The 21,681-nt window shown below is 67.1% G+C and carries 22 protein-coding genes; 10 read left to right on the forward strand and 12 right to left on the reverse strand.

The features are described 5' to 3' along the window. Window positions 1-65: 65 nt before the first annotated feature. Complete coding sequence (locus tag LPA45_RS04180; protein ID WP_116317433.1) at window positions 66-563, reverse strand: (2Fe-2S)-binding protein; 498 nt, start codon at window positions 561-563, stop codon at window positions 66-68. Window positions 564-659: 96 nt separating this feature from the next. Next, complete coding sequence (locus tag LPA45_RS04185) at window positions 660-1,820, reverse strand: FAD-dependent monooxygenase (RefSeq protein WP_116317434.1); 1,161 nt, start codon at window positions 1,818-1,820, stop codon at window positions 660-662. Between the two features lie 351 nt (window positions 1,821-2,171). Here LPA45_RS04185 and LPA45_RS04190 point away from each other — a divergent pair, with 351 nt between their 5' ends. The 4 genes from LPA45_RS04190 to LPA45_RS04205 are packed head-to-tail and all read left to right on the forward strand — an operon-like array spanning window position 2,172 to window position 5,526. Further along, window positions 2,172-2,924 (forward strand): Asp/Glu racemase, encoded by a 753-nt coding sequence (locus tag LPA45_RS04190; RefSeq protein ID WP_116317435.1) that lies wholly within the window; start codon window positions 2,172-2,174, stop codon window positions 2,922-2,924. 11 nt (window positions 2,925-2,935) lie between these two features. After that, a complete protein-coding gene (locus tag LPA45_RS04195) occupies window positions 2,936-3,766 on the forward strand; it encodes an alpha/beta fold hydrolase (protein ID WP_367394950.1) in 831 nt (276 codons plus the stop codon). Window positions 3,767-3,791: 25 nt separating this feature from the next. Further along, a complete protein-coding gene (locus LPA45_RS04200) occupies window positions 3,792-4,880 on the forward strand; it encodes a 2,5-dihydroxypyridine 5,6-dioxygenase (RefSeq protein ID WP_367394951.1) in 1,089 nt (362 codons plus the stop codon). Then, window positions 4,873-5,526, forward strand: a complete 654-nt coding sequence (locus LPA45_RS04205) for an N-carbamoylsarcosine amidohydrolase (RefSeq protein WP_116317438.1) — start codon at window positions 4,873-4,875, stop codon at window positions 5,524-5,526. Before LPA45_RS04200 ends, LPA45_RS04205 begins: the two co-directional genes overlap by 8 nt. Before the next feature lie 27 nt (window positions 5,527-5,553). Here the strand turns inward: LPA45_RS04205 and LPA45_RS04210 are convergent, their stop codons facing one another. After that, entirely contained in the window at window positions 5,554-6,309 is a 756-nt protein-coding gene (locus LPA45_RS04210) for a TetR/AcrR family transcriptional regulator (RefSeq protein WP_116317439.1), read from the reverse strand. Window positions 6,310-6,380: 71 nt separating this feature from the next. On the opposite strand from LPA45_RS04210, the gene LPA45_RS04215 reads away from it, so the two are divergent. Beyond that, a complete protein-coding gene (locus tag LPA45_RS04215) occupies window positions 6,381-8,651 on the forward strand; it encodes a molybdopterin cofactor-binding domain-containing protein (protein ID WP_367394952.1) in 2,271 nt (756 codons plus the stop codon). Window positions 8,652-8,688: 37 nt separating this feature from the next. Here the strand turns inward: LPA45_RS04215 and LPA45_RS04220 are convergent, their stop codons facing one another. Both LPA45_RS04220 and LPA45_RS04225 read right to left on the reverse strand, forming a co-directional pair. Further along, entirely contained in the window at window positions 8,689-9,177 is a 489-nt protein-coding gene (locus LPA45_RS04220) for a MarR family winged helix-turn-helix transcriptional regulator (RefSeq protein ID WP_116317441.1), read from the reverse strand. Between the two features lie 62 nt (window positions 9,178-9,239). Continuing rightward, window positions 9,240-10,244, reverse strand: a complete 1,005-nt coding sequence (locus tag LPA45_RS04225) for a tripartite tricarboxylate transporter substrate binding protein (protein WP_116317442.1) — start codon at window positions 10,242-10,244, stop codon at window positions 9,240-9,242. Between the two features lie 234 nt (window positions 10,245-10,478). Between LPA45_RS04225 and LPA45_RS04230 the strand changes: the two genes are divergently transcribed. Genes LPA45_RS04230 through LPA45_RS04245 form a run of 4 tightly spaced genes read left to right on the forward strand, consistent with a single transcriptional unit; the run spans window position 10,479 to window position 13,664 of the window. Beyond that, the gene (locus LPA45_RS04230) at window positions 10,479-11,357 is read left to right on the forward strand and encodes a DMT family transporter (RefSeq protein ID WP_367395010.1); all 879 of its coding nucleotides are present in this window, start codon (window positions 10,479-10,481) and stop codon (window positions 11,355-11,357) included. A 52-nt stretch (window positions 11,358-11,409) separates the two neighbouring features. Continuing rightward, window positions 11,410-12,198, forward strand: a complete 789-nt coding sequence (locus tag LPA45_RS04235) for an SDR family oxidoreductase (RefSeq protein WP_116317443.1) — start codon at window positions 11,410-11,412, stop codon at window positions 12,196-12,198. A gap of 44 nt (window positions 12,199-12,242) precedes the next feature. Next, window positions 12,243-12,644: a methylglyoxal synthase gene (locus LPA45_RS04240; RefSeq protein WP_199414517.1), complete on the forward strand. Its 402-nt coding sequence runs from the start codon at window positions 12,243-12,245 to the stop codon at window positions 12,642-12,644. Between the two features lie 42 nt (window positions 12,645-12,686). Next, window positions 12,687-13,664 (forward strand): quinone oxidoreductase, encoded by a 978-nt coding sequence (locus tag LPA45_RS04245; protein WP_317923788.1) that lies wholly within the window; start codon window positions 12,687-12,689, stop codon window positions 13,662-13,664. Window positions 13,665-13,733: 69 nt separating this feature from the next. On the opposite strand, the gene LPA45_RS04250 is transcribed toward LPA45_RS04245, so the two are convergent. The 7 genes from LPA45_RS04250 to LPA45_RS04280 all read right to left on the reverse strand — a co-directional run bounded on the left by LPA45_RS04250 (window position 13,734) and on the right by LPA45_RS04280 (window position 20,579). After that, the gene (locus tag LPA45_RS04250) at window positions 13,734-14,027 is read right to left on the reverse strand and encodes a YkvA family protein (protein ID WP_062797448.1); all 294 of its coding nucleotides are present in this window, start codon (window positions 14,025-14,027) and stop codon (window positions 13,734-13,736) included. A gap of 196 nt (window positions 14,028-14,223) precedes the next feature. After that, the gene (locus LPA45_RS04255; RefSeq protein WP_116317446.1) at window positions 14,224-15,369 is read right to left on the reverse strand and encodes a BMP family ABC transporter substrate-binding protein; all 1,146 of its coding nucleotides are present in this window, start codon (window positions 15,367-15,369) and stop codon (window positions 14,224-14,226) included. 52 nt (window positions 15,370-15,421) lie between these two features. Further along, window positions 15,422-16,342, reverse strand: coding sequence for an ABC transporter permease (locus LPA45_RS04260; protein ID WP_116317447.1), 921 nt, complete (start codon window positions 16,340-16,342; stop codon window positions 15,422-15,424). Between the two features lie 18 nt (window positions 16,343-16,360). Continuing rightward, window positions 16,361-17,470, reverse strand: coding sequence for an ABC transporter permease (locus LPA45_RS04265; protein WP_317923792.1), 1,110 nt, complete (start codon window positions 17,468-17,470; stop codon window positions 16,361-16,363). After that, a complete protein-coding gene (locus tag LPA45_RS04270; RefSeq protein ID WP_116317449.1) occupies window positions 17,463-19,022 on the reverse strand; it encodes an ABC transporter ATP-binding protein in 1,560 nt (519 codons plus the stop codon). Before LPA45_RS04270 ends, LPA45_RS04265 begins: the two co-directional genes overlap by 8 nt. Before the next feature lie 301 nt (window positions 19,023-19,323). Continuing rightward, window positions 19,324-20,253 (reverse strand): pirin family protein, encoded by a 930-nt coding sequence (locus LPA45_RS04275; protein WP_116317450.1) that lies wholly within the window; start codon window positions 20,251-20,253, stop codon window positions 19,324-19,326. Between the two features lie 71 nt (window positions 20,254-20,324). Next, a complete protein-coding gene (locus LPA45_RS04280; RefSeq protein WP_147316181.1) occupies window positions 20,325-20,579 on the reverse strand; it encodes a hypothetical protein in 255 nt (84 codons plus the stop codon). A gap of 351 nt (window positions 20,580-20,930) precedes the next feature. On the opposite strand from LPA45_RS04280, the gene LPA45_RS04285 reads away from it, so the two are divergent. Next, complete coding sequence (locus tag LPA45_RS04285; protein WP_116317451.1) at window positions 20,931-21,647, forward strand: ABC transporter permease; 717 nt, start codon at window positions 20,931-20,933, stop codon at window positions 21,645-21,647. Window positions 21,648-21,681: the final 34 nt, after the last annotated feature.

Here is a 21,681-nt window from a genome sequence, read left to right on the forward strand (position 1 = left end):
CTCAGGCGGCGGCACGTTGCCGGCCAGGGCGCCGGTGTGGCTGGTTTGCACTGCGAGGCGTTCCGTCACGATGTTGCCCCTTCAGCCGCGCGTCGCATCAGCACCGCCGCGCGCTGCACCGCGCGCACGATTTCCACGTGCGTGCCGCAGCGGCACAGGTTAAAGCGCAGCGCCTCGCGGATCTGCGCTTCATCGGGATCGGGATTCTGCGCGAGCAGCGCCTTGGCGGTCATGATCATGCCGTTCAGGCAATAGCCGCATTGCGCGGCCTGCTCGTCGATAAACGCTTGTTGCACGGGATCGGGATGCTCCGCCGTGCCCAGGCCTTCCAGCGTGGTGACTGCGTGGCCCACCGCGGCCCTGACCGGCAGCACGCACGAGCGCGCGGGCCGGCCGTCGACCAGCACCGTGCACGCGCCGCACTGGCCCAGCCCGCAACCGTACTTGGGGCCATTGCAGGCCAGGTCGTTGCGCAGGATATAGAGCAGCGGCGTGTCGGGCGCCACGCTGAGCGTGTGCTCGGCGTGGTTGACTTGTAGCGTCAGGGGGCGAGGCGTGTTCATCGGGGGCGGCAAGTTGCAGATCACGCGGCCGGCACGCCGCGCCCCTTCGTGCGAGGGGCTGCGGCGTGCAGGTTCAGGTCAGGCCTAAGGTCGCCGTTACGCGGCAGCGGACAGCGGCGCAGGCCCGGCCGATACCAGCGGCACGTTGAACACATCGTAGCCGAAACACCAGTCCGGGTTCTCGTTGCTGCGCAGCCACGTGTTGTTGTGCGAAACCAGCTGGACCTTGCCGGCGCGCTCGGCGCGGTTGGCTTCGTACAGCGCAAACGCGGCGGCGTAGTCTTCCAGGCCGGTCTCGGTGAAGCAGCGCGTCAGCATGGCAGCGTCCTCGATCGCCATTGCGGCGCCCTGCGCCATGTGCGGCTTCATCGGGTGGCAGGCATCGCCCAGCAGTACCAGGCGGCCGCGGCTCCACACCGGCAGCGGGTCGCGCTCCAGCAGCGGCCATTTGGTCACTTCGACCGTGCCTTCGATCAGCGACTGCACACCTTCGTGCCAGCCGTCGAACGCGGCGCGCATCTCTTCGATGCTGCTCGGCACCCAGCTCTTGCTCATGTCCCACTCAGGCTCGGGCACGCCGGTGACGTAGTAGATCTCGTCCAGCTTGCTGGTGTCGAAGTAAACCATCATGTGGCGGTCGTCGGTCCACCACTTGGTGCAGCGCTCATGCGTGAAGCCCTTGACGCGCGAGATCGGGAATACCGCGCGGTGCGCCACGTAGCCGGTGTACTTGGGCGGCTCGGCACCCAGCAGGGTTTCGCGGATGCGCGAGTTGACGCCGTCGGCGCCGATCACGATGTCCGCTTCGTCCACCGTGCCGTCGGTGAAGCGCAGCTCGACCACGTCGCCCTGGTCGGTGACGCTTTCCAGCTTCTTGTTGAAAAACAGCGTGTCCGGCGCCACGGCGTCGGTCAGCAGCTTGTGGAAATCGCCGCGGTGCACGGTCAGGTAGCTGGCGCCATAGTGCCGCTCCGCGTAGTCGCCCAGCGGGATCTGCGCGATCACTTCGCCGGTCAGGCCGTCGCGGCTGTACCAGAAGTCAGGGTGGCAGCCCATGTCGTTGAGCGCGTCCTCGATGCCGATGCGCCGCATGATTTTCATCACGTTGGGCCCCACGTGGATGCCCGCTCCCAGACGCGAGAACGCCGGTGCCTGTTCATACAGCCTGACTTGGAAGCCGGCTCGCTGCAGCAGGGCGGCCGCGGCCGTTCCTCCGAGTCCGGCGCCGACAACTGCGATTCGCGGTTTGCCTTGCACGTTATTTCTCCTGGGGCAATGACACATGGGTCGATGGGGGCTTGGGCGACCGATCCGGCCGACCGTTGAAAACGAGTGTACACACTCAAAATATCAACGGCAAGGAAGAAAATGACGATCCTATGGAAAACCCTTATGACATCATGAATCGCTATGCACAATGCTTGAATACGGTGAATTTGTGCGCTAAAACAGGGATTGATTAATTAAGTAGGCACTGAACGAGTGAATCGCGCACGGCGCAGATTCTATTTGCCTAGATAAAGTGTGTACACTACAATCGATCGCAGCATGCAAGGCCATCCGGGCAGGGCAGGCGGGTAGACAGACAAACAGATGACGGAGTCGACAGTGCAGAAAGTTTTCCGAATCGGCCAGATCGTGCCGAGCTCCAACACCACGATGGAAACCGAGATCCCGGCGATGCTGGCCGCGCGCCAGCTGGTGCGTCCGGAGCGCTTTACCTTCCACTCAAGCCGCATGCGGATGAAGAAGGTGGTCAAGGAGGAACTGGCGGCGATGGATGCCGAGTCCGACCGCTGCGCGGTGGAGCTGAGCGACGCCCGCGTTGACGTGCTCGGTTACGCCTGCCTGGTGGCGATCATGGCGATGGGCCACGGCTACCACCGCGTGTCGGAGCAGCGCCTGCAGGCGCACACCGCCGAGAACGGCGGCGACGCCCCTGTGATCACCAGCGCCGGCGCGCTGGTCGATGCGCTCAAGGTGATGGGCGCCAAGCGCATCGCCGTGGTGGCGCCGTACATGAAGCCGCTGACCGAGCTGGTGGTCGACTACATCCGCAACGAAGGCTATGAAGTCGTGGACTACCGCGCGCTGGAGATCCCCGACAACCTCGACGTCGGCCGCCACGACCCGTCGCGCCTGCCGGAGATCGTTGCGCAGATGAATTTCGCCGATGCCGACGTCATCGTGCTGTCTGCCTGCGTGCAGATGCCGTCGCTGCCGGCGGTGGCCAAGGTCGAGGCGATGACCGGCAAGCCGGTGGTCACGGCCGCCATCGCCACCACCTATGCGCTGCTCAAGCGCCTGGGCCTGGAGCCGGTGGTGCCGGGCGCGGGCGCGCTGCTGTCCGGCGCCTACTGAAGGAGCCGGCCATGACGACCAGCACCTTCCTCTACGGCGGCAACGTCCATGCCAACGGCATTCGCCAGCACTACCTGCGCTATGGCGGCCAGGATGGCGCACGCGCGCAGCGCGACACCGTGATCATCGTGCCCGGCATCACCAGCCCGGCGGTGACGTGGGGCTTCGTCGGCGAGCAGTTCGGGCGGCAGTTCGATACCTATGTGCTCGACGTGCGCGGCCGCGGCTTGTCGCAGGCCGGCGCGGAACTGGACTACAGCCTCGATGCGCAGGCTGCCGACGTGATCGCGTTTGCCCAAGCGCTCGGGCTGCAGCGCTATGCCATCGTCGGCCATTCGATGGGCGCGCGCATCGGCATCCGCGCCGCACGCAGCAAGCCCGCTGGACTGACGCGGCTGGTGCTGGTCGATCCGCCCGTCTCGGGCCCGGGCCGCCGTGCGTATCCCGCGCAACTGCCGTGGTACATCGATTCGATCCGGCTGGCACAGCAGGGCATCGACGCGGAAGGCATGCGCCGCTTCTGCCCCACGTGGACCGAGGATCAGCTGCGCCTGCGCGCGCAATGGCTGCATACCTGCGACGAGCGCGCAATCCTGGCCAGCTTCAACGGCTTCCATGAAGACGATATCCACGCCGACCTGCCGCAGGTCGATGTGCCGGCGCTGCTGATGACCGCGGGCCGCGGCGACGTGATCCGCGAGGAAGACGTGCAGGAGATGCGCAAGCTGCTGCCCGCGCTGCTGGTCGCGCATGTCGCCAATGCCGGCCACATGATCCCGTGGGACGACGAATCCGGTTTCTATCGCGCCTTCGACGACTTCCTCGGCGCGGCGCTGAACTGACCGCTGAACTGATAATGGAGCGAACATGCCCGTAAGCGATTACGACCTGACGTCCGCGTGGAAGCAGGTGCTGACGCTGTCGAAGCTGCAGCCGGGGCAGACCGTCACCGTGCTGACCGGCGCGGCCACGCATCCGCAGACGCTGCGCACGGCGCTGGTGGCGGCGCAGGCTATGGGCGCCATCGTCAACCGGCTCGACCTGCCGCCGGTCAATGGCGAGAAGGCGCTCAGCCGCGATGCGCTGGCCTATCTCGGCACCACGCCGCTGACCGGCAACCCGGCAGCGATTGCCGCGTTGAAAGCAAGCGACCTGGTGCTGGACCTGATGACGCTGCTGTTCTCGCCCGAGCAGCACGAGATCCTGTCCGGCGGCACAAAAATCCTGCTGGCGGTGGAGCCGCCCGAAGTGCTGGCGCGGCTGGTGCCGACCGAGGCCGACCGCGCCCGCGTCAAGGCTGCCACCGAGCGGCTGGGCAAGGCGCGCGAGATGCATATCGTGTCCGACGCCGGCATGGACCTGCGCTGCCGCCTGGGCGAGTTCCCCGCGATCAGCGAGTACGGCTTTGTCGACGAGCCCGGCCGCTGGGACCACTGGCCGAGCGGCTTCGTGCTGACCTGGCCGGACGAGGGCGGCACCAATGGCACCATTGTCCTGGACCGCGGCGACATCCTGCTGCCGATGAAGTCCTATCTGCAGGCGCCGATCCGCATCACGGTGGAAGCTGGCTACGTTCGCCGCATCGAAGGGGGTGTCGATGCCGAACTGCTGGCCGACTATATGGCCTCGTTCAACGACCCCGAAGCGTATGCGATGTCGCATATCGGCTGGGGCCTGCAGCCGCGCGCCAGCTGGTCGGCGCTGGCGATGTACGACCGCGAGGCTACCATCGGCATGGACGCGCGCGCCTACGAAGGCAATTTCCTGTGCTCGTTCGGCCCCAACAACGAAGCAGGCGGCAGCCGCACCACCGCCTGCCATATCGATATCCCGGTGCGCCACTGCACGGTCAGCCTCGACGGCGAGCCGGTGGTGGTGCGCGGCAAGGTGATGGACGGGCACCATGCTCCCGCCGCATCGCTCTACAAGGCAGACAAGGACTCGCGCCATGGATGACGCAGTGCAGACCTACCAGCGCCAGGGCTTCGGCGCGTCGATGGAATTGAAAGCGCCGTACGGCCTGCTGATCATCGACTTCGTCAACGGCTTTGCCGACCCGGCGGTATTCGGCGGCGGCAATATCCCCGAAGCCATCCGCAACACCCAGCCGCTGTTGCGCGCCGCGCGCGAGCAGGGCTGGCCGGTGGCGCACAGCCGCATCGTGTTCGCCGACGACGACAGCGACCACAATATCTTCACGCTGAAGGTGCCCGGCATGCTGACGCTGAAGGAAGACGGCCACAACAGCCAGATCGTGCCCGAGCTGGCGCCCGCGCCGGGCGAACTGGTGGTGCGCAAGACGGTGCCGTCGGCGTTCTTCGGCACCTCGCTGGCGGCTTGGCTGACGCAGCGCGGCGTGCAGACGCTGCTGGTGGCGGGTTGCGTTACCAGCGGCTGCGTGCGCGCCAGCGTGGTCGATGCGATGTCGCTGGGCTTCCGCCCGCTGGTGGTTTCCGATTGCGTGGGCGACCGCGCCATCGGCCCGCACGATGCCAACCTGTTCGACATGGCGCAGAAGTACGCGACCGTGCTCACGCGCGACGAAGCGCTGGCGCAAGTGGCGGGCGAGGGTGAGGGTGAAGGCGCCCGCGCCGCCGCCTGAGCGGCGACGGTGCGCCGGCGCGGCGTTTCAGCCTGCAGCCGCCCGCCTGGTGCGTGCGGTCTTGCGCGCCGGCGTAGCCGGCGGCACGCGGGCTTCCGGCACGGCGCCGGGCACCGACACCGTGCGCAGCACTGTCTGCTGGATCACATCGCGCCAGTGCGCCAGCGCGGGCGGGCTCATCATGGCCTCGCCCAGGAAGGCGCCGAGCGTATGATGGTTGGAGTTGTAGAAGTAACCGAGCGAAGCGATCACCAGGTAGACATCGCGCGCGCCGATCTCTGGACGGAACAACTCCGCGGACTTGCCGCGCGTGAGGATCCCGTCGAGCACCGACAGTGCGTAGCTGGAGATTTCCTTGAGCCGGACCGACTTCTTCGCGTGCTTGCCCTGGCTCATGTTCTCGCTGGACAGGATCGCAACGAACTCGGGGTGGTCGAGGTAGTACTGCCAGATGAAGTCGACCAGTTGCGACAGCGCGCGCACGGGATCGGCGGCGTCGAGTTCTTGCTCGAGCTGCTGCTCGGCTTCGTTGAGCTGCAGGTAGATGGTCTCCAGCACTTCGACAAACAGCTTTTCCTTGCTGCCGAAGTAGTAGTAGATCATCCGGTCGTAGGTCTTGGCCAGCGACGAAATACGCTCGATGCGGCCACCGTCGTAGCCGCGCTGGGCGAAGACCTTGATGGCCGCTTTCAGGATGCGGTCGCGGCTGTCCTGCGCTTGCCTGGCCCGGGTGCCGGGGGCCGCCCGCTTGGCGGCTGGCTTCGACGCGGTGTTGATCGTCATGATGGTTGGGTGGCTCTGACTCTGTTGGCTGGCAGTATAACGGCGCCCCCGTTGAAGGAGATTGGAAGACGATGACGGCAACGACCCTGCAACCCGTGGCACAGGCCGATCCCGCCACGCCCCGCGCGCTGCGGCTGGCACTGCTGCAGGCAACCGGTGTGCTGCTGGTCACGCGCGCGCCGCAGGCGGCGGCGCGTCCCGCGCCCGGCCAGCCCGGCGCGGCGTCGGATTACGTGCCGGCGCTGCCCGATATCTTTATCGCCGTCCGCGACACCGGCGAGGTGCTGGCCTTCAACGGCCATGTCGACCTTGGCACCGGCATCCGCACGGCGCTGGCGCAGATCGTGGCGGAAGAACTCGACGTGCCGCTGTCGCAGGTGCGCATGGTGCTCGGCCATACCGAGGCCACGCCCAACCAGGGCCCTACCATCGCCAGCGCATCGATCCAGATTTCCGCCATCCCGCTGCGCCGTGCCGCGGCGCAGGCCCGCGCGTGGCTGCTGGCGCGCGCCGCACAACAGCTTGGCGTGGCGCCCGACCAGCTCGAAGCGCAGGATGGCGAGTTCCGCGTGCGCGGGTCCGACGCCGCCATCGGCTATGGCACGCTGGTGCAAGGCGAGCATGTGGCGCTGCCGCTGGCCGACGACGTGCCGACCAAGCCGGTGGAGTCCTACCGCATCGTCGGCCGCTCGGCTGGCCGCGTCGATATCCCCGCCAAGGCGCGTGGCGTGCTGACCTTCGTCCACGACGTGCGCGTGGCCGGCATGCTGCATGGGCGCGTGGTGCGGCCGCCGTATGCTGGCCGCGACAGCGGCGACTTCGTCGGCAACAGCCTGCTCGCGGTCGACCGCGAATCGGTGCGCGATGTGCCGGGCCTGGTCGATGTGGTGGTGCAGGGCGACTTCGTCGGCGTGGTGGCCGAGCGCGAAGAGTATGCGGTGCTGGCCGCGCGCAAGCTGCGGGTGCAGTGGAAGGCGGTACCGCCAATGCCGTCGCTTGCTGACCCTGAACCCGCGCTACGCGCCAACCCGGCGACGCGGCGCGAACTGTTGAACGACGGCGAGATGCCTCCGGCCGGGGCCGGCAAGACGCTGGATCGGCACTACGTCTGGCCATACCAGATGCATGGCTCGATTGGTCCGTCGTGCGCGGTCGCCGACTGGCATGAGGATGGCCTGACGGTATGGTCGGGCACGCAGAACCCGCATGTGCTGCGCATCGACCTGGCACGCCTGTGCGGGCTGGGCGAGGACAGCATCGAGATCGTGCGCATGGAAGCCGCCGGCTGCTATGGCCGCAATTGCGCGGACGATGTCTGCGCCGATGCCGCGCTGTTGTCGCGCGCTGTGGGGCGGCCCGTGCGCGTGCAGCTGTCGCGCGAGCAGGAGCACTTGTGGGAGCCCAAGGGCGCGGCACAGCTGATGGATGTCAGCGCAACGCTCGGCGCCGACGGTGAACTGCTCGGCTATGACTTCACCAGCCGCTATCCGTCCAACGATGCGCCGACGCTGGCGCTGGTGCTTGCCGGCATCGTGCCCAACGCGCCGCGCACGCTGGAGATGGGCGACCGCACCGCGGTGCCGCCGTATTCCTACCGCGCGCGCCGCATCGGCTGTGATGACACGCCCGCCATCGTGCGTGCGTCATGGTTGCGTGGCGTGTCGGCGCTGCCGAATTCCTTCGCGCATGAATGCGTGATCGATGAACTCGCCGCCGAAGCCGGTATGGATCCGATTGATTTCCGGCTGCGCCATTTGCCGGACCCGCGCGCCGCCGAACTGCTGCACGCGGTGGCCGACGCGGCGGACTGGCAGCGGGGCGCGCACGGTTCGCGTGGCAGCGCCGGCGCCGACAGTATGCTGCGCGGGCGCGGCGTTGCCTACGCGCGCTATATCCACAGCCGCTTCCCGGGCTTCGGCGCGGCGTGGGCGGCATGGGTGGTCGACGTGGCGGTGGAAGCGGCAACGGGCCGCATCACCGTGGAAAAGCTGGTGGTCGGCCAGGACACGGGCATGATGGTGAATCCGGACGGCGTGCGCCACCAGATCCACGGGAACGTGGTGCAGACCTTGAGCCGGGTGTTGAAGGAGCAGGTGCGCTTCGACGCCGATGGTGTCGCCAGCCGCGAGTGGGGCAGCTATCCGTTGCTCACTTTCCCTGAGATTCCACCGATCGAGGTGGTGCTGATGCCGCGGCAGGAGGAGCCGCCGATGGGGGCAGGGGAGTCGGCATCGCTGCCGGGCGCGCCGGCAATTGCCAATGCGCTGTTCGATGCGATCGGGGTGCGGCTGCGGCGGCCGCCGTTCGTGCCGGAGACGGTGTTGGCGGCGTTGCGGAGCTGAAGGCCTGAGCATACCGGTGGCATGCCGGTGGTCTAGCTCACACGCCGCCATTCCCCTCGTCAATCTCGCTCATCTTCCGCAGTAGATAAGTCACCGCCACCCGCTCTGCCGGGTTCAAACCGCCAAACGTCTGCTCCGAAATCTGCCTGGCAAACGGCACCGTCTCATCGATCAACGCCAGCCCCCCGGGCGTCACCGTCACCACCACCTTGCGCCGGTCGTTCGGGTCATGCGACACCGCCACCAGCTTGCGCGCCTTCAGCCGCTCGATGATGCCGCGCACCGTCGCCTGGTCGATCGCCGTGGCGCGTACCACTTCATTGAGCGAACACGGCTGCCGGTCCCTGACCGCGCACAGCACCACGAACTGCGCCGCAGTGAGCTGCGAATCCGGGATGGTCTGCTGGAAGATCGCCACGTGGCGCTGGTAGGCGCGCCGCAGCAGGTGGCCGACCTGCTCGGTGAAATCGTAGTCGGGGGCGGTCTCGTCTGATGACGATGCGGAGGATGCGGAGGGGTTGGGCACGTCGATCGTGATGCGTTGGATGAGCGTGCCCCGAGTATATCCGCTGCTTGCGCCTCCGATGCCTACTCGACGGTGATCCCCGCCGTCTTCGCCACCTTGCCGAAGCGCTCATATTCCGACTGCGTCAGCGCCTGCAGTTCAGCTGCGCTCGATCCCTTGGGATTGAAGCCCGCCTGCACCAGCTTCTCGCGCACATCGGGACGCGCCAGCGCCTCGACGAAGGCGCTGTTGAGCGCCTGCACCACCGGCGCCGGCAGGTTGGCCGGGCCATAGACGCCGAACCACGGCTCGACCGCATAGCCTTGCAGGCCGGCTTCGGCCAGCGTCGGTACGTCAGGCAGCGACGGTGCGCGCTGCTTGCCGGCCACCGCCAGCGCGCGCAGCTTGCCCGCCTGGATATGCGGCAGCGATGCCGGCAGGTTGTCGAACATCACCGTGATATGCCCGCCGAGCATGTCGTTGATCGCCGGGCTGCTGCCCTTGTACGGCGCGTGCGTCAGGCTGGTCTGCGTCATCTGCGCGAACATTGCGCCGGCCAGGTGCATCGAGGTGCCGGTGCCGGCGGTCGCATAGGTGAGCCCGGGATTGGCCTTGGCGTACGCCACCAGATCCTTGACGGTCTTCACCGGCAGTGAGGGGCTGACTTCCAGCACGATGGTCGAGGTGCCCAGCAGGCTGATGGCGGTGAAGTCCTTGCGCGGGTCGAACGGCACCTGCTTGTAGATATGCGGATTGAGCGCATTGGTGGAGATCGCGCCGAAGCCGATGGTGTAGCCGTCCGGCGCCGCCTTGGCCACCGCGTCCATGCCGACATTGCCGCCCGCGCCGGGGCGGTTCTCGATCACCACCGGCTGGCCCAGTTTTTCGCCCACGCGCTGGCCGACGGTGCGCGCCACCAGGTCGGTGGTGCCGCCGGCAGCGTAGGGCACGACAAAGCGGATCGGCCGGGACGGATAGCCGTCGCCGGGCGCGGCGGTGGCACTGAGACTGGCGGCGAGCGCGGTGGCGCCGGCCAGGGCAGCGAGCAGCAACGGCCGGCGGCCGGCCTGTGCGGGGTGGGTCGGCATGTCGAGAAGTCTCCTTTGGCTTGTTATTGTGACGCCGCCCGTGATGCAGGCTGCGCGCGGCCATTGTAGGGGATCGGCAGGGCGGGCGGCGGGCCTGTGCCGCCGCCGATGCGGTTGCGTCTTTTCGAATACAATCGTCGGGTCGTTTCGCGGGGCCGGTGTGCCGGCCCGCCGGCCCGCTTTCCACGTATTCCCGTGCCCGCCTCCCAGAAGTCCCTCGCCGCGCCTGCCGCGCTGCCCTCGCCGCAGCGCGCGGGGCTTGCCATCGCCGCCGTCGGCGCGGTGCTGTTCTCCGCCAAGGCGATCGTCGCCAAGCTGATGTACCGCTACAACGTCGATGCCGTGATGGTGCTGACGCTGCGCATGCTGTTCGCGGTGCCGCTGTTCATGGCGATCGGCTGGTGGCAGTCGCGCCGCCTGGCGCCGCTGTCGTGGGCGGACCGCGGGCGCGTGGTGTTCCTCGGCTTTATCGGCTATTACCTGTCGAGCTTCCTCGATTTCATCGGCCTGCAATACATCACCGCCGGGCTGGAGCGGCTGATCCTGTTCCTGACGCCGTCGTTCGTGCTGCTGGCCACCGCGCTGGTATTCCGCCGGCCGATCAGTTCGCGCCAGTGGCTTTCGCTGCTGCTGGCGTACGCCGGCATCGTGCTGGTCTTCGCCCATGACCTCGACGTCAGCGGCAGCCAGGTGTGGCTGGGCGGCGCGCTGGTCCTGGGCAGTGCCATGACGTACGCTGTCTACCTGATCCTGAGCGGCGAGCTGGTGAAACGCATCGGCTCGCTGCGGCTGGTGGAGTGCGTGTCCACCGCCTGCTGCGTGATCCAGTATGTGGCGCTGGGGCGGCCCGTGGCCGGGCTGGCGCAGCCGGCGCCGGTGATGTGGCTGTCACTCATCAATGCAGTGTTCTGCACGGTACTGCCAGTTTCGATGACCATGGTGGCGGTGGCGCGCATCGGTGCGCCGCTGGCCTCGCAGGCCGGCATGATCGGCCCGGTATCGACGCTGCTCCTTGGCTTCTGGCTGCTGGGCGAGCCGGTGAGCAGCGTGCAGCTGGCAGGCAGCGCCCTGGTCATGGGCGGCATGTACCTGCTTTCGGCAAAGAAAACCTGATGCATCGGCCGGATGCCCGGCCGGGACAATACAACCGACTAAGGAGAAACACATGGACCTGGGATTGCGCGGCAAGCATGCGCTGGTGTGCGGCGCCAGCAAGGGCCTTGGACTTGCCTGCGCCGACGCGCTCGCGGCGGAAGGCGTTGACGTGGTGATCGTGGCGCGCGGCGCCGAGGCGCTGGAGAAGGCCGCCGCCGACCTGCGCGCCCGCCATGGCCGCCGCGTGATCGCGGTGGCGACCGACATCACCACGCCCGCAGGCCGCAAGGCGGCGCTGGATGCGGTGGCCAAGCTGGGCGACCTCGACATCCTGGTCAACAACGCCGGCGGCCCGCCGCCGGGCAACTTCCGCGACTGGGAGCGCAGCGACTGGCTGGCCGCGCTCGACGCCAACATGCTGACCCCGATCGAGCTGATCAAGGCCACCGTCGACGGCATGATCGCACGCAAGTGGGGCCGCATCATCAATATCACCAGCGGCGCGGTCAAGGCACCGATCGACGTGCTGGGCTTGTCCAACGGCGCGCGCTCGGGCCTGACCGGCTTTGTCGCGGGCGTGGCGCGCGAAGTGGCGCAGCATGGCGTGACCATCAACAACCTGCTGCCCGGTCCGTTCAATACCGACCGCCTGCGCAAGACCATGGAAGGCGGTGCCCAGAAGGCCGGCCTGAGCGTCGAGGAAGTGGCGCAGCGCCGTGCCGCGCAGAACCCGACGCGCCGCTTCGGCGAGCCGGCCGAGTTCGGCGCCGCCTGCGCCTTCCTGTGCAGCCGCAACGCCGCCTATATCACCGGGCAGAACCTGCTGATCGACGGCGGCGCGTACCCTGGCACGTTCTGATCTCCACCAGCCTGCTGCAGTCCGACCACCCCAACCAGGAATTTCTGATGACACGCCCTCGCATCGCGCTGATCGCCCACGACCACAAGAAGGACGACATCGTCGCCTTCGCCACGCGCCATCGTGCGTTCCTCTCGCAGTGCGAGCTGCTGGCCACCGGCACCACCGGCGGCCGCCTGATCGACGAGGTGGGACTGGAAGTGACGCGCATGCTGTCGGGGCCGTGGGGCGGCGACCTGCAGATCGGCGCGCAGCTGGCCGAAGGGCGCGTGCGCGCCGTGGTGTTCCTGCGCGACCCGATGACGCCGCAGCCGCATGAACCCGATATCAACGCGCTGGTGCGCGCGTGCGACGTGCACAACGTGCCGTGCGCCACCAATGTGGCCACCGCCGAGCTGCTGATCGCCGGCCTGGCCGACTCGGCTGACGGCGCGCAGGCCAGCTGAATTCCCCCGATCGATGCAACACCACAAGAAGGAGCGACGCAGATGAGCAAAGCCATCCGGATCGAACAGACCGGCGGTCCTGAAGTCATGCAGTGGGTCGATGTGGAAGTGGGCGAGCCCGGCCCCGGCGAGGTGCGCGTGCGCCACGAGGCGGTGGGCCTGAACTACATCGACGTCTATTTCCGCACCGGCCTGTACAAGCAGCCGCTGCCTGGCGGCCTGGGCATGGAAGGCGCGGGCGTGGTCGAGGCGGTGGGCGAGGGCGTCAGCCACGTCAGCGTGGGCGACCGCGTGGCCTACGCCGGCCGTCCGACCGGCGCCTATGCGCAGATTCGCGTGATGCCGGCCGATATCGTGGTGCGGCTGCCGGACGCGATCGCGTTCGATACCGCCGCGGCCATGATGCTGCAGGGCCTGACCGCGCAGTACCTGATCCGCGACAGCTACAAGGTGCAGCCGGGCGACACGGTGCTGCTGCACGCGGCCGCCGGCGGCGTGGGTTTGATCGTCAGCCAGTGGCTCAAGGCGCTTGGCGTAACGGTGATCGGCACCGTCGGCACGGATGAGAAGGCCGAGCTGGCGCGCGCCAATGGCTGCGCCCATACCATCGTCTACACGCGCGAATCGTTCGTCGACCGCGTCAGGGAAATCACCAACGGCAAGGGCGTGCCGGCGGTCTATGACTCGATCGGTGCCGATACCTTCAAGGGCTCGCTCGACTGCCTGGCGCCGCGTGGCACCATGGTGAGCTTCGGCAATGCCTCGGGCCCGGTGCCGCCGTTCGATCTTTCCGTGCTGGGCAACAAGGGTTCGCTGCGGCTGACGCGCCCGACGCTGATGACCTACGTGGTGCATCGCGAACTGCTCGAGCCGATGGTGGCCGACCTGTTCGATGCGGTCACGACCGGCAAGGTCAAGGTCGATATCCGCCAGCGCTATGCGCTGTCGGAAGTGGCGCAGGCGCACCGCGACCTGGAATCGCGCAAGACCACCGGCTCGACCATCCTGCTGCCGCACTGAATCCGGTTCTGCGCAGGCATAAAAAATCCCCGGGGCAATCGCTGCCCCGGGGATTTTTCTTTGGCGGCTTCAGTGCGGCCGGACCGTGGTGGCGGTCGCGCGCGCCTGCGCCTGGCGCAGGATATGCGGCGGCAGGCGCTTCAGGATCAGGTGGACGGCCAGCGGGATCAGCACCACGTCATCGATGATGCCGAGCCCCGCGACCACGTCAGGCACGAGGTCGATCGGGGAGATCGCGTACAGCAACAGCCCGATCGCCGCGGGTTTCAGCCATGCCGGGGCATCCGGGTGGCGCAGCGCATACCAGAACAGCCGCCCGTCGCGGCGTACCAGCGTCCACAGGGCCGAAAATCGCTTCAACATGAGAGGCCTCCTTCACATGGCGCGCGCCTGACACTGGCGCATACGCAGATAGCTTGGGCCGTTATTGGTGGCTTCAAGTTCCGCGGCTCAATGTGATGGGAGAGGCTGGCGCACCAAAGCCGTCCGAGTCGGGCCTTGGCAAGGTGTTCTCCCTCCCAGCGCGCGGGAGAGGTAGAACACCGCGTCACCACTGAAATCAGCCCGGAATCTTCCCTTCCACACCCTCGACGTAGAACTTCACGCCGTGGAGGAACTTGTCGTCCGCGACCTGATCCTTCGCCAACTGCTCCTTGCCGGTGTTGTCCTTGATCGGACCCTTCCAGATCGGCGCGCTGCCATCGGCAATGGCCTTCTTGCGCTCCTCGACCAGTTTCTTCACGTCCTCGGGCACAACCGCGTTGAACGACTTCAGGTCGATCATGCCTTCCTTCAGGCCCCACCACGTGGTGCTGTTCTTCCACTGGTTGTTCAGCACGTCTTCCACCACCTTGTTGTAGTAGACGCCCCACGAGATCACCGACGCGGCCAGGTGGGCCTTGTCACCGAACTTGGTCATGTCGCTGTCCCAGCCAAAAGCATGTACGCCTTTCTCCTGCGCGGTCTGCACCACGGCGGCGGAGTCGGTGTTCTGCATCAGCATGTCGACGCCCTGGCCAATCAGCGTGGTGGCGGCTTCGCGTTCCTTGCCCGGGTCGAACCACTTGTTGACCCACACCACCTTGACCGTGGCGCCCGGGTTGACGCTGCGCGCGCCCAGCGTGAACGAGTCGATATTGCGGATCACTTCGGGGATGGGCACCGAAGCCACCACGCCCATCTTGCCGGTCTTGCTCATCTTGCCGGCGACCACGCCCGCCAGGTACGCGCCTTCATAGGTGCGCACGTCGTACTGGGCCAGGTTGTCGGCGGTCTTGAAGCCGGTGGCGTGCTCGAACTTTACGTCCGGGAATTCCTTGGCGACCTTGAGCATCGACTCCATGTAGCCGAAGGTGGTGCCGAAGATCAGCTTGTTGCCCTGGCTGGCCAGGTCGCGGAACACGCGTTCGGCGTCGGCGGCGGATTCGGGCACGTTCTCGACAAAGGTAGTCTTGACCTTGCTGCCGAACTTTTCTTCCACCGCCTTGCGGCCATTGTCATGCGCATAGGTCCAGCCGGCATCGCCGACCGGGCCGATATAGACGAAGGCGACCTTGAGCGGCTCGGCCGCCTGCCCGGCAGCGGGCGCGGAAGCGGCGCCGGCCGTTTCGGCAGGCTTGTCGGCTTCCTTCTTGCCGCAGCCGGCGAGAGCCAGCACTGCGGTGGCGGCAAGGGCCGCCAGGGTCTTCCTGCGCGTGACGATCATGATTTCTCCTTGTGTGAATTGTTGGTAGCTCAGGGATTTCCGTCAAAAACGATCAGGCATTGCCCGGGCGGAACGGCTTGCCCAGCGATGCCGGCATGTTCAGGCGTATCCACGCCGGGTTGCGCGAGATCAGCGCCAGCACCACGATGGTGGCCGCATAAGGCAGCATCGACAGGAACTGCGACGGCACCGATACGCCGATGCCCTGCAGGTAGAACTGCAGGATCGTGACGCCGCCGAACAGCCACGCGCCCACCAGCACGCGGCCGGGCCGCCAGGTGGCGAAGGTCGTCAGCGCCAGCGCGATCCAGCCGCGGCCGGCGACCAGGTTCTCGACCCACATGGGGGTATAGACCAGCGACAGGTAGGCGCCTGCCAGCCCGCAGCAGGCGCCGCCGAACAGCAGCGCGCCGAAGCGGATGGTGCGCACCGGGTAGCCGAGCGCGTGCGCGGATTCCGGCGATTCGCCGATCGCGCGCAGCGTCAGGCCCGCGCGCGTGCGGAACAGGAACCACATGATGGCAAGGCACAGCAGCAGGCTGAAATACACCATCCAGTGATGCTGGAAGAACGCCGGGCCAACAAAGGGCAGGTGGGCCAGCCCGGGTACGGCCTTGGCCTGCGCCGGCATGGCGAAGCCGACGAAGCGCTGGCCCATGAAGGCCGACAGCCCCGTGCCGAAGATCGACAGCGCCAGGCCCGTGGCGACCTGGTTGGTGGCCAGCACCAGCGCCAGCCACGAGAACAGCGTGGCCATCAGCATGCCGGCCAGCGCGCCGGCGGCAAAGCCGAGCATCGGCGACTGGGTCTGGTAGCCGACCATGAAGCCGGCCACCGCCGCGACCAGCATCATGCCTTCGGCGCCCAGGTTGAGCACGCCCGAGCGTTCGTTGATCAGCAGGCCCAGCGCGGCAAGCAGCAGCGGCGTGCCGGCGTTGATGGCGGTGGCGATGAGGGGAGCGAGTTGTTCCATGTTCTTTGTTTGCTCCGCTCAGGCCGTGGTGGCGCGCCAGCGCAGGCGGTTTTCGATCAGCGTGTCGCATGCCAGCAGGAAGAACAGCAGCATGCCCTGGAACACCCAGCCTATGGCTGATGGCAGGCCCAGGCGCGACTGCGCCATCTCGCCGCCGATATAGAACAGCGACATCATGATGCCGCCGAAGACGGTGCCGACCGGATGCAGCCGGCCGATAAACGCGACGATGATCGCGGTGAAGCCATAGCCCGGCGAGATCGATGGCAACAGCTGGCCGATCGGGCCGACCACTTCAAACGCGCCTGCCAGTCCCGCGGTCGCGCCCGAGATCAACAGGGCGCTCCACAACGCGCTGCGCGCGGAAAAGCCCGCGTAGCGCGCCGCCGACGGCGCCGTGCCGCCCACCTGCAGGCGATAGCCGGCGAAGCTGCGGAACACGAACACCGTCATCACCACCACCAGCACCAGCATCACCGCAAAGCCGGCATGCAGGCGCGAGCCCGACATCAGGTTGGGCAGCAGTAACTCGGACGAGAACACCTTCGATTGCGGGAAGTTCATGCCATTGGGATCCTTCAGCGGCCCGTTGACCACCCACAGCAGCAACTGCTGCGCGATGTAGGTGAGCATCAGCGAAACCAGGATCTCGTTGGCGTTGAACCTGTCCTTCAGCAGCGCGGTGAGCGAAGCCCAGGCCATGCCGCCGACGATGCCTGCAAGCGAGGCCAGTACCAGCACCACGGTGCCGTTCATGGTCTGCCCCGGCACGTCGAAATACAGCACCGTGGCACCGGCGCAGATGCCGCCGGCGATCAACTGGCCGTCGGCGCCGATGTTCCATACATTGGCCCGGTAGCACACCGACAGGCCGAGCGCGCACAGCACCAGCGGCACGGTCTTGAGCAGCACTTCGCCGATGGCGCGCTTGTCACGCAGCGGATCGGCCAGGAAGACCTTGAGCGCGGCCACCGGGTCCTTGCCGAGCACCAGGAACAGCAGCGCACCGAACAGCAGCGTCAGCGCCAGCGCAACCACCGGCGAGGCATAGGCCATGGTGCGCGACGGCAGCCCGCGCGGTGCCAGCGTAAGCGGGGAAAGGGGGAGAAGACGTCGCACATCAGCCATGGCTTGCCACCTCCGCAGGGCGTGCCTGGGCGGGACCGCCTTCCCACAATCCGCTCATCCACAGGCCGACCTGCTCGCGCGTGGCGGTCTCGGTTGGCACCGACGGCGACAGGTGGCCCTTGGCGACCACGTGCAGCCGATCGCAGATCGCAAACAGCTCGTCGAGTTCTTCCGACACCACCAGGATGGCGCAGCCGGTGGCTTTCAGCGCCAGGATTTCGTTATGGATCTGCGCCGCGGCGCCCACGTCCACGCCCCAGGTCGGTTGCGCCACGATCAATACCTTCGGGCCGCTTTCGATCTCGCGGCCGACAATGAATTTCTGCAGGTTGCCGCCGGACAGGCTGCGCGCCAGCGCATCCGGTCCGCTGGCCTTGACGCGGAAGCGGTCGATCACCGCCGCCGCCAGGCCGGTCGCCGCGCGCGGCGAGATCATGCCTTGGCGCACATAGGGCGGGGTCTGGTGCGACAGCAGGATATTGGCGGCCAGGCTCATGCCCGGCACCGCGCCACGCCCCAGGCGCTCTTCTGGCACAAAGGCCAGCCCCGCGCGGCGGCGCCGACGCGCGTCGAGCTTGCCGACCGGCTTGCCGCCAAGCTGCACCGAGACGTTCGGCGCGCGCGTGTCTTCACCTGACAGCGCGGCGAGCAATTCCTGCTGGCCGTTGCCAGAGACGCCGGCGATGCCGACGATCTCGCCCGCATGCACGTCGAGCGAAACGCGGTTCAGTTCCGTGGCAAACGCGTGCGATCGCGGCAGCGACAGTTCCTGCACGCTCAGCCGCACCGGCCCGCGTTCGGCCGCAATGCGCGCTTCACGCGGCGGCTCGCCGCCGATCATCAGCCGTGACAGCGACGCCGCGGTTTCCTGGCGCGGCTCGCACACGCCGGTGACCTTGCCCATGCGCATCACGGTGGCGTGATGGCACAGCGCGCGGATCTCGTCGAGCTTGTGGCTGATGTAGAGGATGCTGGTGCCCTCGTCGGCCAGTTGGCGCAGCGTGACGAATAGCGTCTCGACTGCCTGCGGTGTCAGCACCGAAGTGGGCTCGTCCAGGATCAGCAACTGGGGGTTGGCCAGCAGCGCGCGCACGATCTCCACGCGCTGGCGCTCGCCGACCGACAGCGTGTGCACGTGGCGGTTGGGTTCGAGCGGCAGGCCGTACCGTTCCGCGGTGGCGCGGATGCGCTCGGCCAGCTGCTTCATGTTGCCTTGCTGGCTGGCCGGCAGGCCGAGCGCGATGTTCTCGGTCACCGTCAGCGTGTCGAACAGCGAGAAATGCTGGAACACCATGGCGATGCCCAGGTTGCGGGCATCGTGCGGGCTGTTGATCGTGACCGGCGCCCCGTTGAAGTGCACCTCGCCGGCATCGGGCCGGACGGCACCGAAGATGATCTTCATCAGGGTGGACTTGCCGGCGCCGTTCTCGCCCAGTACGGCGTGGATCTCGCCGGGGGCCACGGTAAGGCTGACGTCGTCGTTGGCAACGACGCCCGGATAGCGCTTGCTGATATGGGCAAGCGCCAGCCTGGGAGGGGTTTGTGATGTCACTGAGGCGGCTCGGGTTGTTGTGAGGGCAGCAACGTCGGGATGAGTCAAAGCGCGGCAGTGCGTGGCGCAGGATCGCCGCGACGCATTGCAGCATTCATCATGATCTGGTGATGCTCGATATAGGTGTCGAATTATATAAGTGAGCGGGAGCCGGAAGGCCTGAAACGGACGAGTGTCCAGTGCCTGCAACGGTTGCAGGCAGGTTGCAAGTCGCATGCCGGCTACGGCACGAAAAAAAGCCGCCGCCTCCTGGCGGAGGCGGCGGCTTGCAGTGCAGGGGGAAGCCCCGAAGGGCCCGGCGTCAGGCCCCGCTGGCAGCCGCGATCGTCGCGAACCGCCCATCCCGGAAATCCGCCAGCGTCTGGTAGATCTGCTCCTGCGTGTTCATCACGAACGGGCCGTACTGCGCAATCGGCTCGTTCAGCGGCTTGCCGGCGATCAGCAGGAAACGCGCGTCCGCGTCCGCCCGCACGACGACGCCATCGGCCACGCCGGCATTGTCCAGCACGCCCATGCGCTGGGGCTCGACCACCGCGCGGTCATCGCCATCGCCGATCGACACTTCGCCCTGGTAGACGTACACAAAGGCGTTGTGCCCGCCCGGCAGTGCCTGCCTGAACGTCTGTCCGGGCGGAAGGTGCACGTCGAGGTAGAGCGGTTCGGTCACCGGGCGCTTGATCGCACCGGCCACGCCGTGGCTGGCGCCCGCCAGCACACGCACTGTGCCACCGTTGTCCAGAGCCACCGTCGGAATCTCGGCCGAGGGCATGTCGCGGTACCACGGCGCGGTCATCTTGTCCGCGGCCGGCAGGTTCAGCCAGAGCTGGAAGCCTTCCATGCGGCCGTCCTCCTGCTCGGGCATCTCCGAGTGCACCACGCCGGCGCCGGCCACCATCCACTGGGCGCCGCCGTTCTGCAGCAGGCCTTCGTTGCCCGCGCTGTCGCGATGGCGCATGCGGCCGGCCAGCATGTACGTGATGGTCTCGAAGCCGCGGTGCGGGTGATCGGGGAAGCCGCCGATGTAGTCATCCTTGCTGTCGGTGCCGAAGGCATCGAGCATCAGGAACGGGTCCAGCCGGCGCTGCAGGTTCTGCGTCAGCACGCGGGTCAGCTTGACGCCGGCGCCGTCGGAGGTGGCGATGCCCCGCACGACGCGGTCCACGGTGCGCGAGCGTTGCACGCTTTCCGCGGCGGTGGCGGCAACGGTGGTGAAGGGGGTACGGGTGTCCATGTCTTTCTCCGGTGGGCGGGAGGCGCTGCGATCGTGCCGCGCGGTCCCGTCGTTTCAGCTACCCCGTCAATTTAGTGGTTTGGCAGGGAAAGAGTAGAGGGCGGGAAGGCAACAGATTGTTCCATCCATAGGTCGATGCCTCCGGCCTCAGCAATCGAATTTGGAACACTGCAACAGCCGAAACCGGCCCCGGCGACCGGTGTCGGGAACGCCTCACGAAAGCATAAAATTGCCGCCAAATGGCCGCCGGAAAGCGGGAAGATGACAAGATCGATGAAGATCGCTATAATAGCGCTCTCTTTGTCATCCGTTGATGTGAATTGCAAGGTGGCCGAATCCGCGCCAGCCCTTGCCAGTCAACGGCCAATGGATCGGCGGCGCGTCGAAAAACCTCAATACCTGCGCTGCCACTGGCCAACTGGTCGCCACGCTTAAGCGTCGCCGGCTGCGCCGCTTCAGGGAATGTCCGGCCGCATGCCGGCATCCCGTCAATCGGGCTCCACCGCCGACGGCGGAAGGGCCCACAGACCGTCCGCCGGCACTCCTGCCGGTCATGGCGGCAAGGCAATCTGAACCGGGCCGGTGGCGCCTCTATCTCCGAAACCACCAGCCCTATTGTTTTCCGTTGTCGAAAAGTGGCGTCTTGCTCTCTTTTCTGGCCCGGAAGAGGGGAGAGTATGTCAAAGCAATCGGCCCGGTCTTTCGCCTGGGCAGGACTGACGCTTGCCGCGATCGCCGCATTGGTCGCGTGGATTGGCGTCGATGTGATTCAGAAATATCAGGAACGCCTGCTGTACGACGTGGCTGACCATCTGCGCCTGGTGGCGATGTCGATGTCGCTGGCGCTGGCCACCGGCATCCCGGCGGGGATCGCGCTGAGCCGGCCGTGCATGCGCCGTTGGGCCGACCGGCTGATGCAGGTCTTCAACGTCGGCAACACGGTGCCCTCGCTGGCGGTGCTGGCGCTGGCACTGGCGGTGCTCGGCATCGGCGAGCGTCCGGCGATCCTGGCGCTGTGGCTGGCCTCGCTGCTGCCGATCGTGCGCAATACCTACGAAGGGCTGCGCAATGTCTCGCCCACGCTGCTGGAAGCGGCACGCGGTATCGGCATGACGCCGGTGCAGCGGCTGGTGCGCGTGGAATTGCCGAATGCGCTGCCGGTGATGCTGGCCGGCATCCGCATCGCGCTGGTGATCAACGTCGGCACCGTGCCGCTGTCGTTCCTGATCGGCGCCAACAGCCTGGGCGAACTGATTTTCCCGGGCATTTACCTGAACAACCAGTCGCTGCTGCTGCTGGGCGCGGCCGCCACCGCGCTGCTGGCGCTGGCGCTGGACGCGCTGTTCGCCGCTGCCGGCCAGATGTACCTGCGCCGCCGCGGCCTGGCGCGCTGATCCGCTGACCAAGGGGGCCGACATGAAAGACCCA

It is taken from the genome of Cupriavidus sp. Agwp_2, from assembly GCF_040784895.1.
Taxonomy (GTDB): domain Bacteria; phylum Pseudomonadota; class Gammaproteobacteria; order Burkholderiales; family Burkholderiaceae; genus Cupriavidus.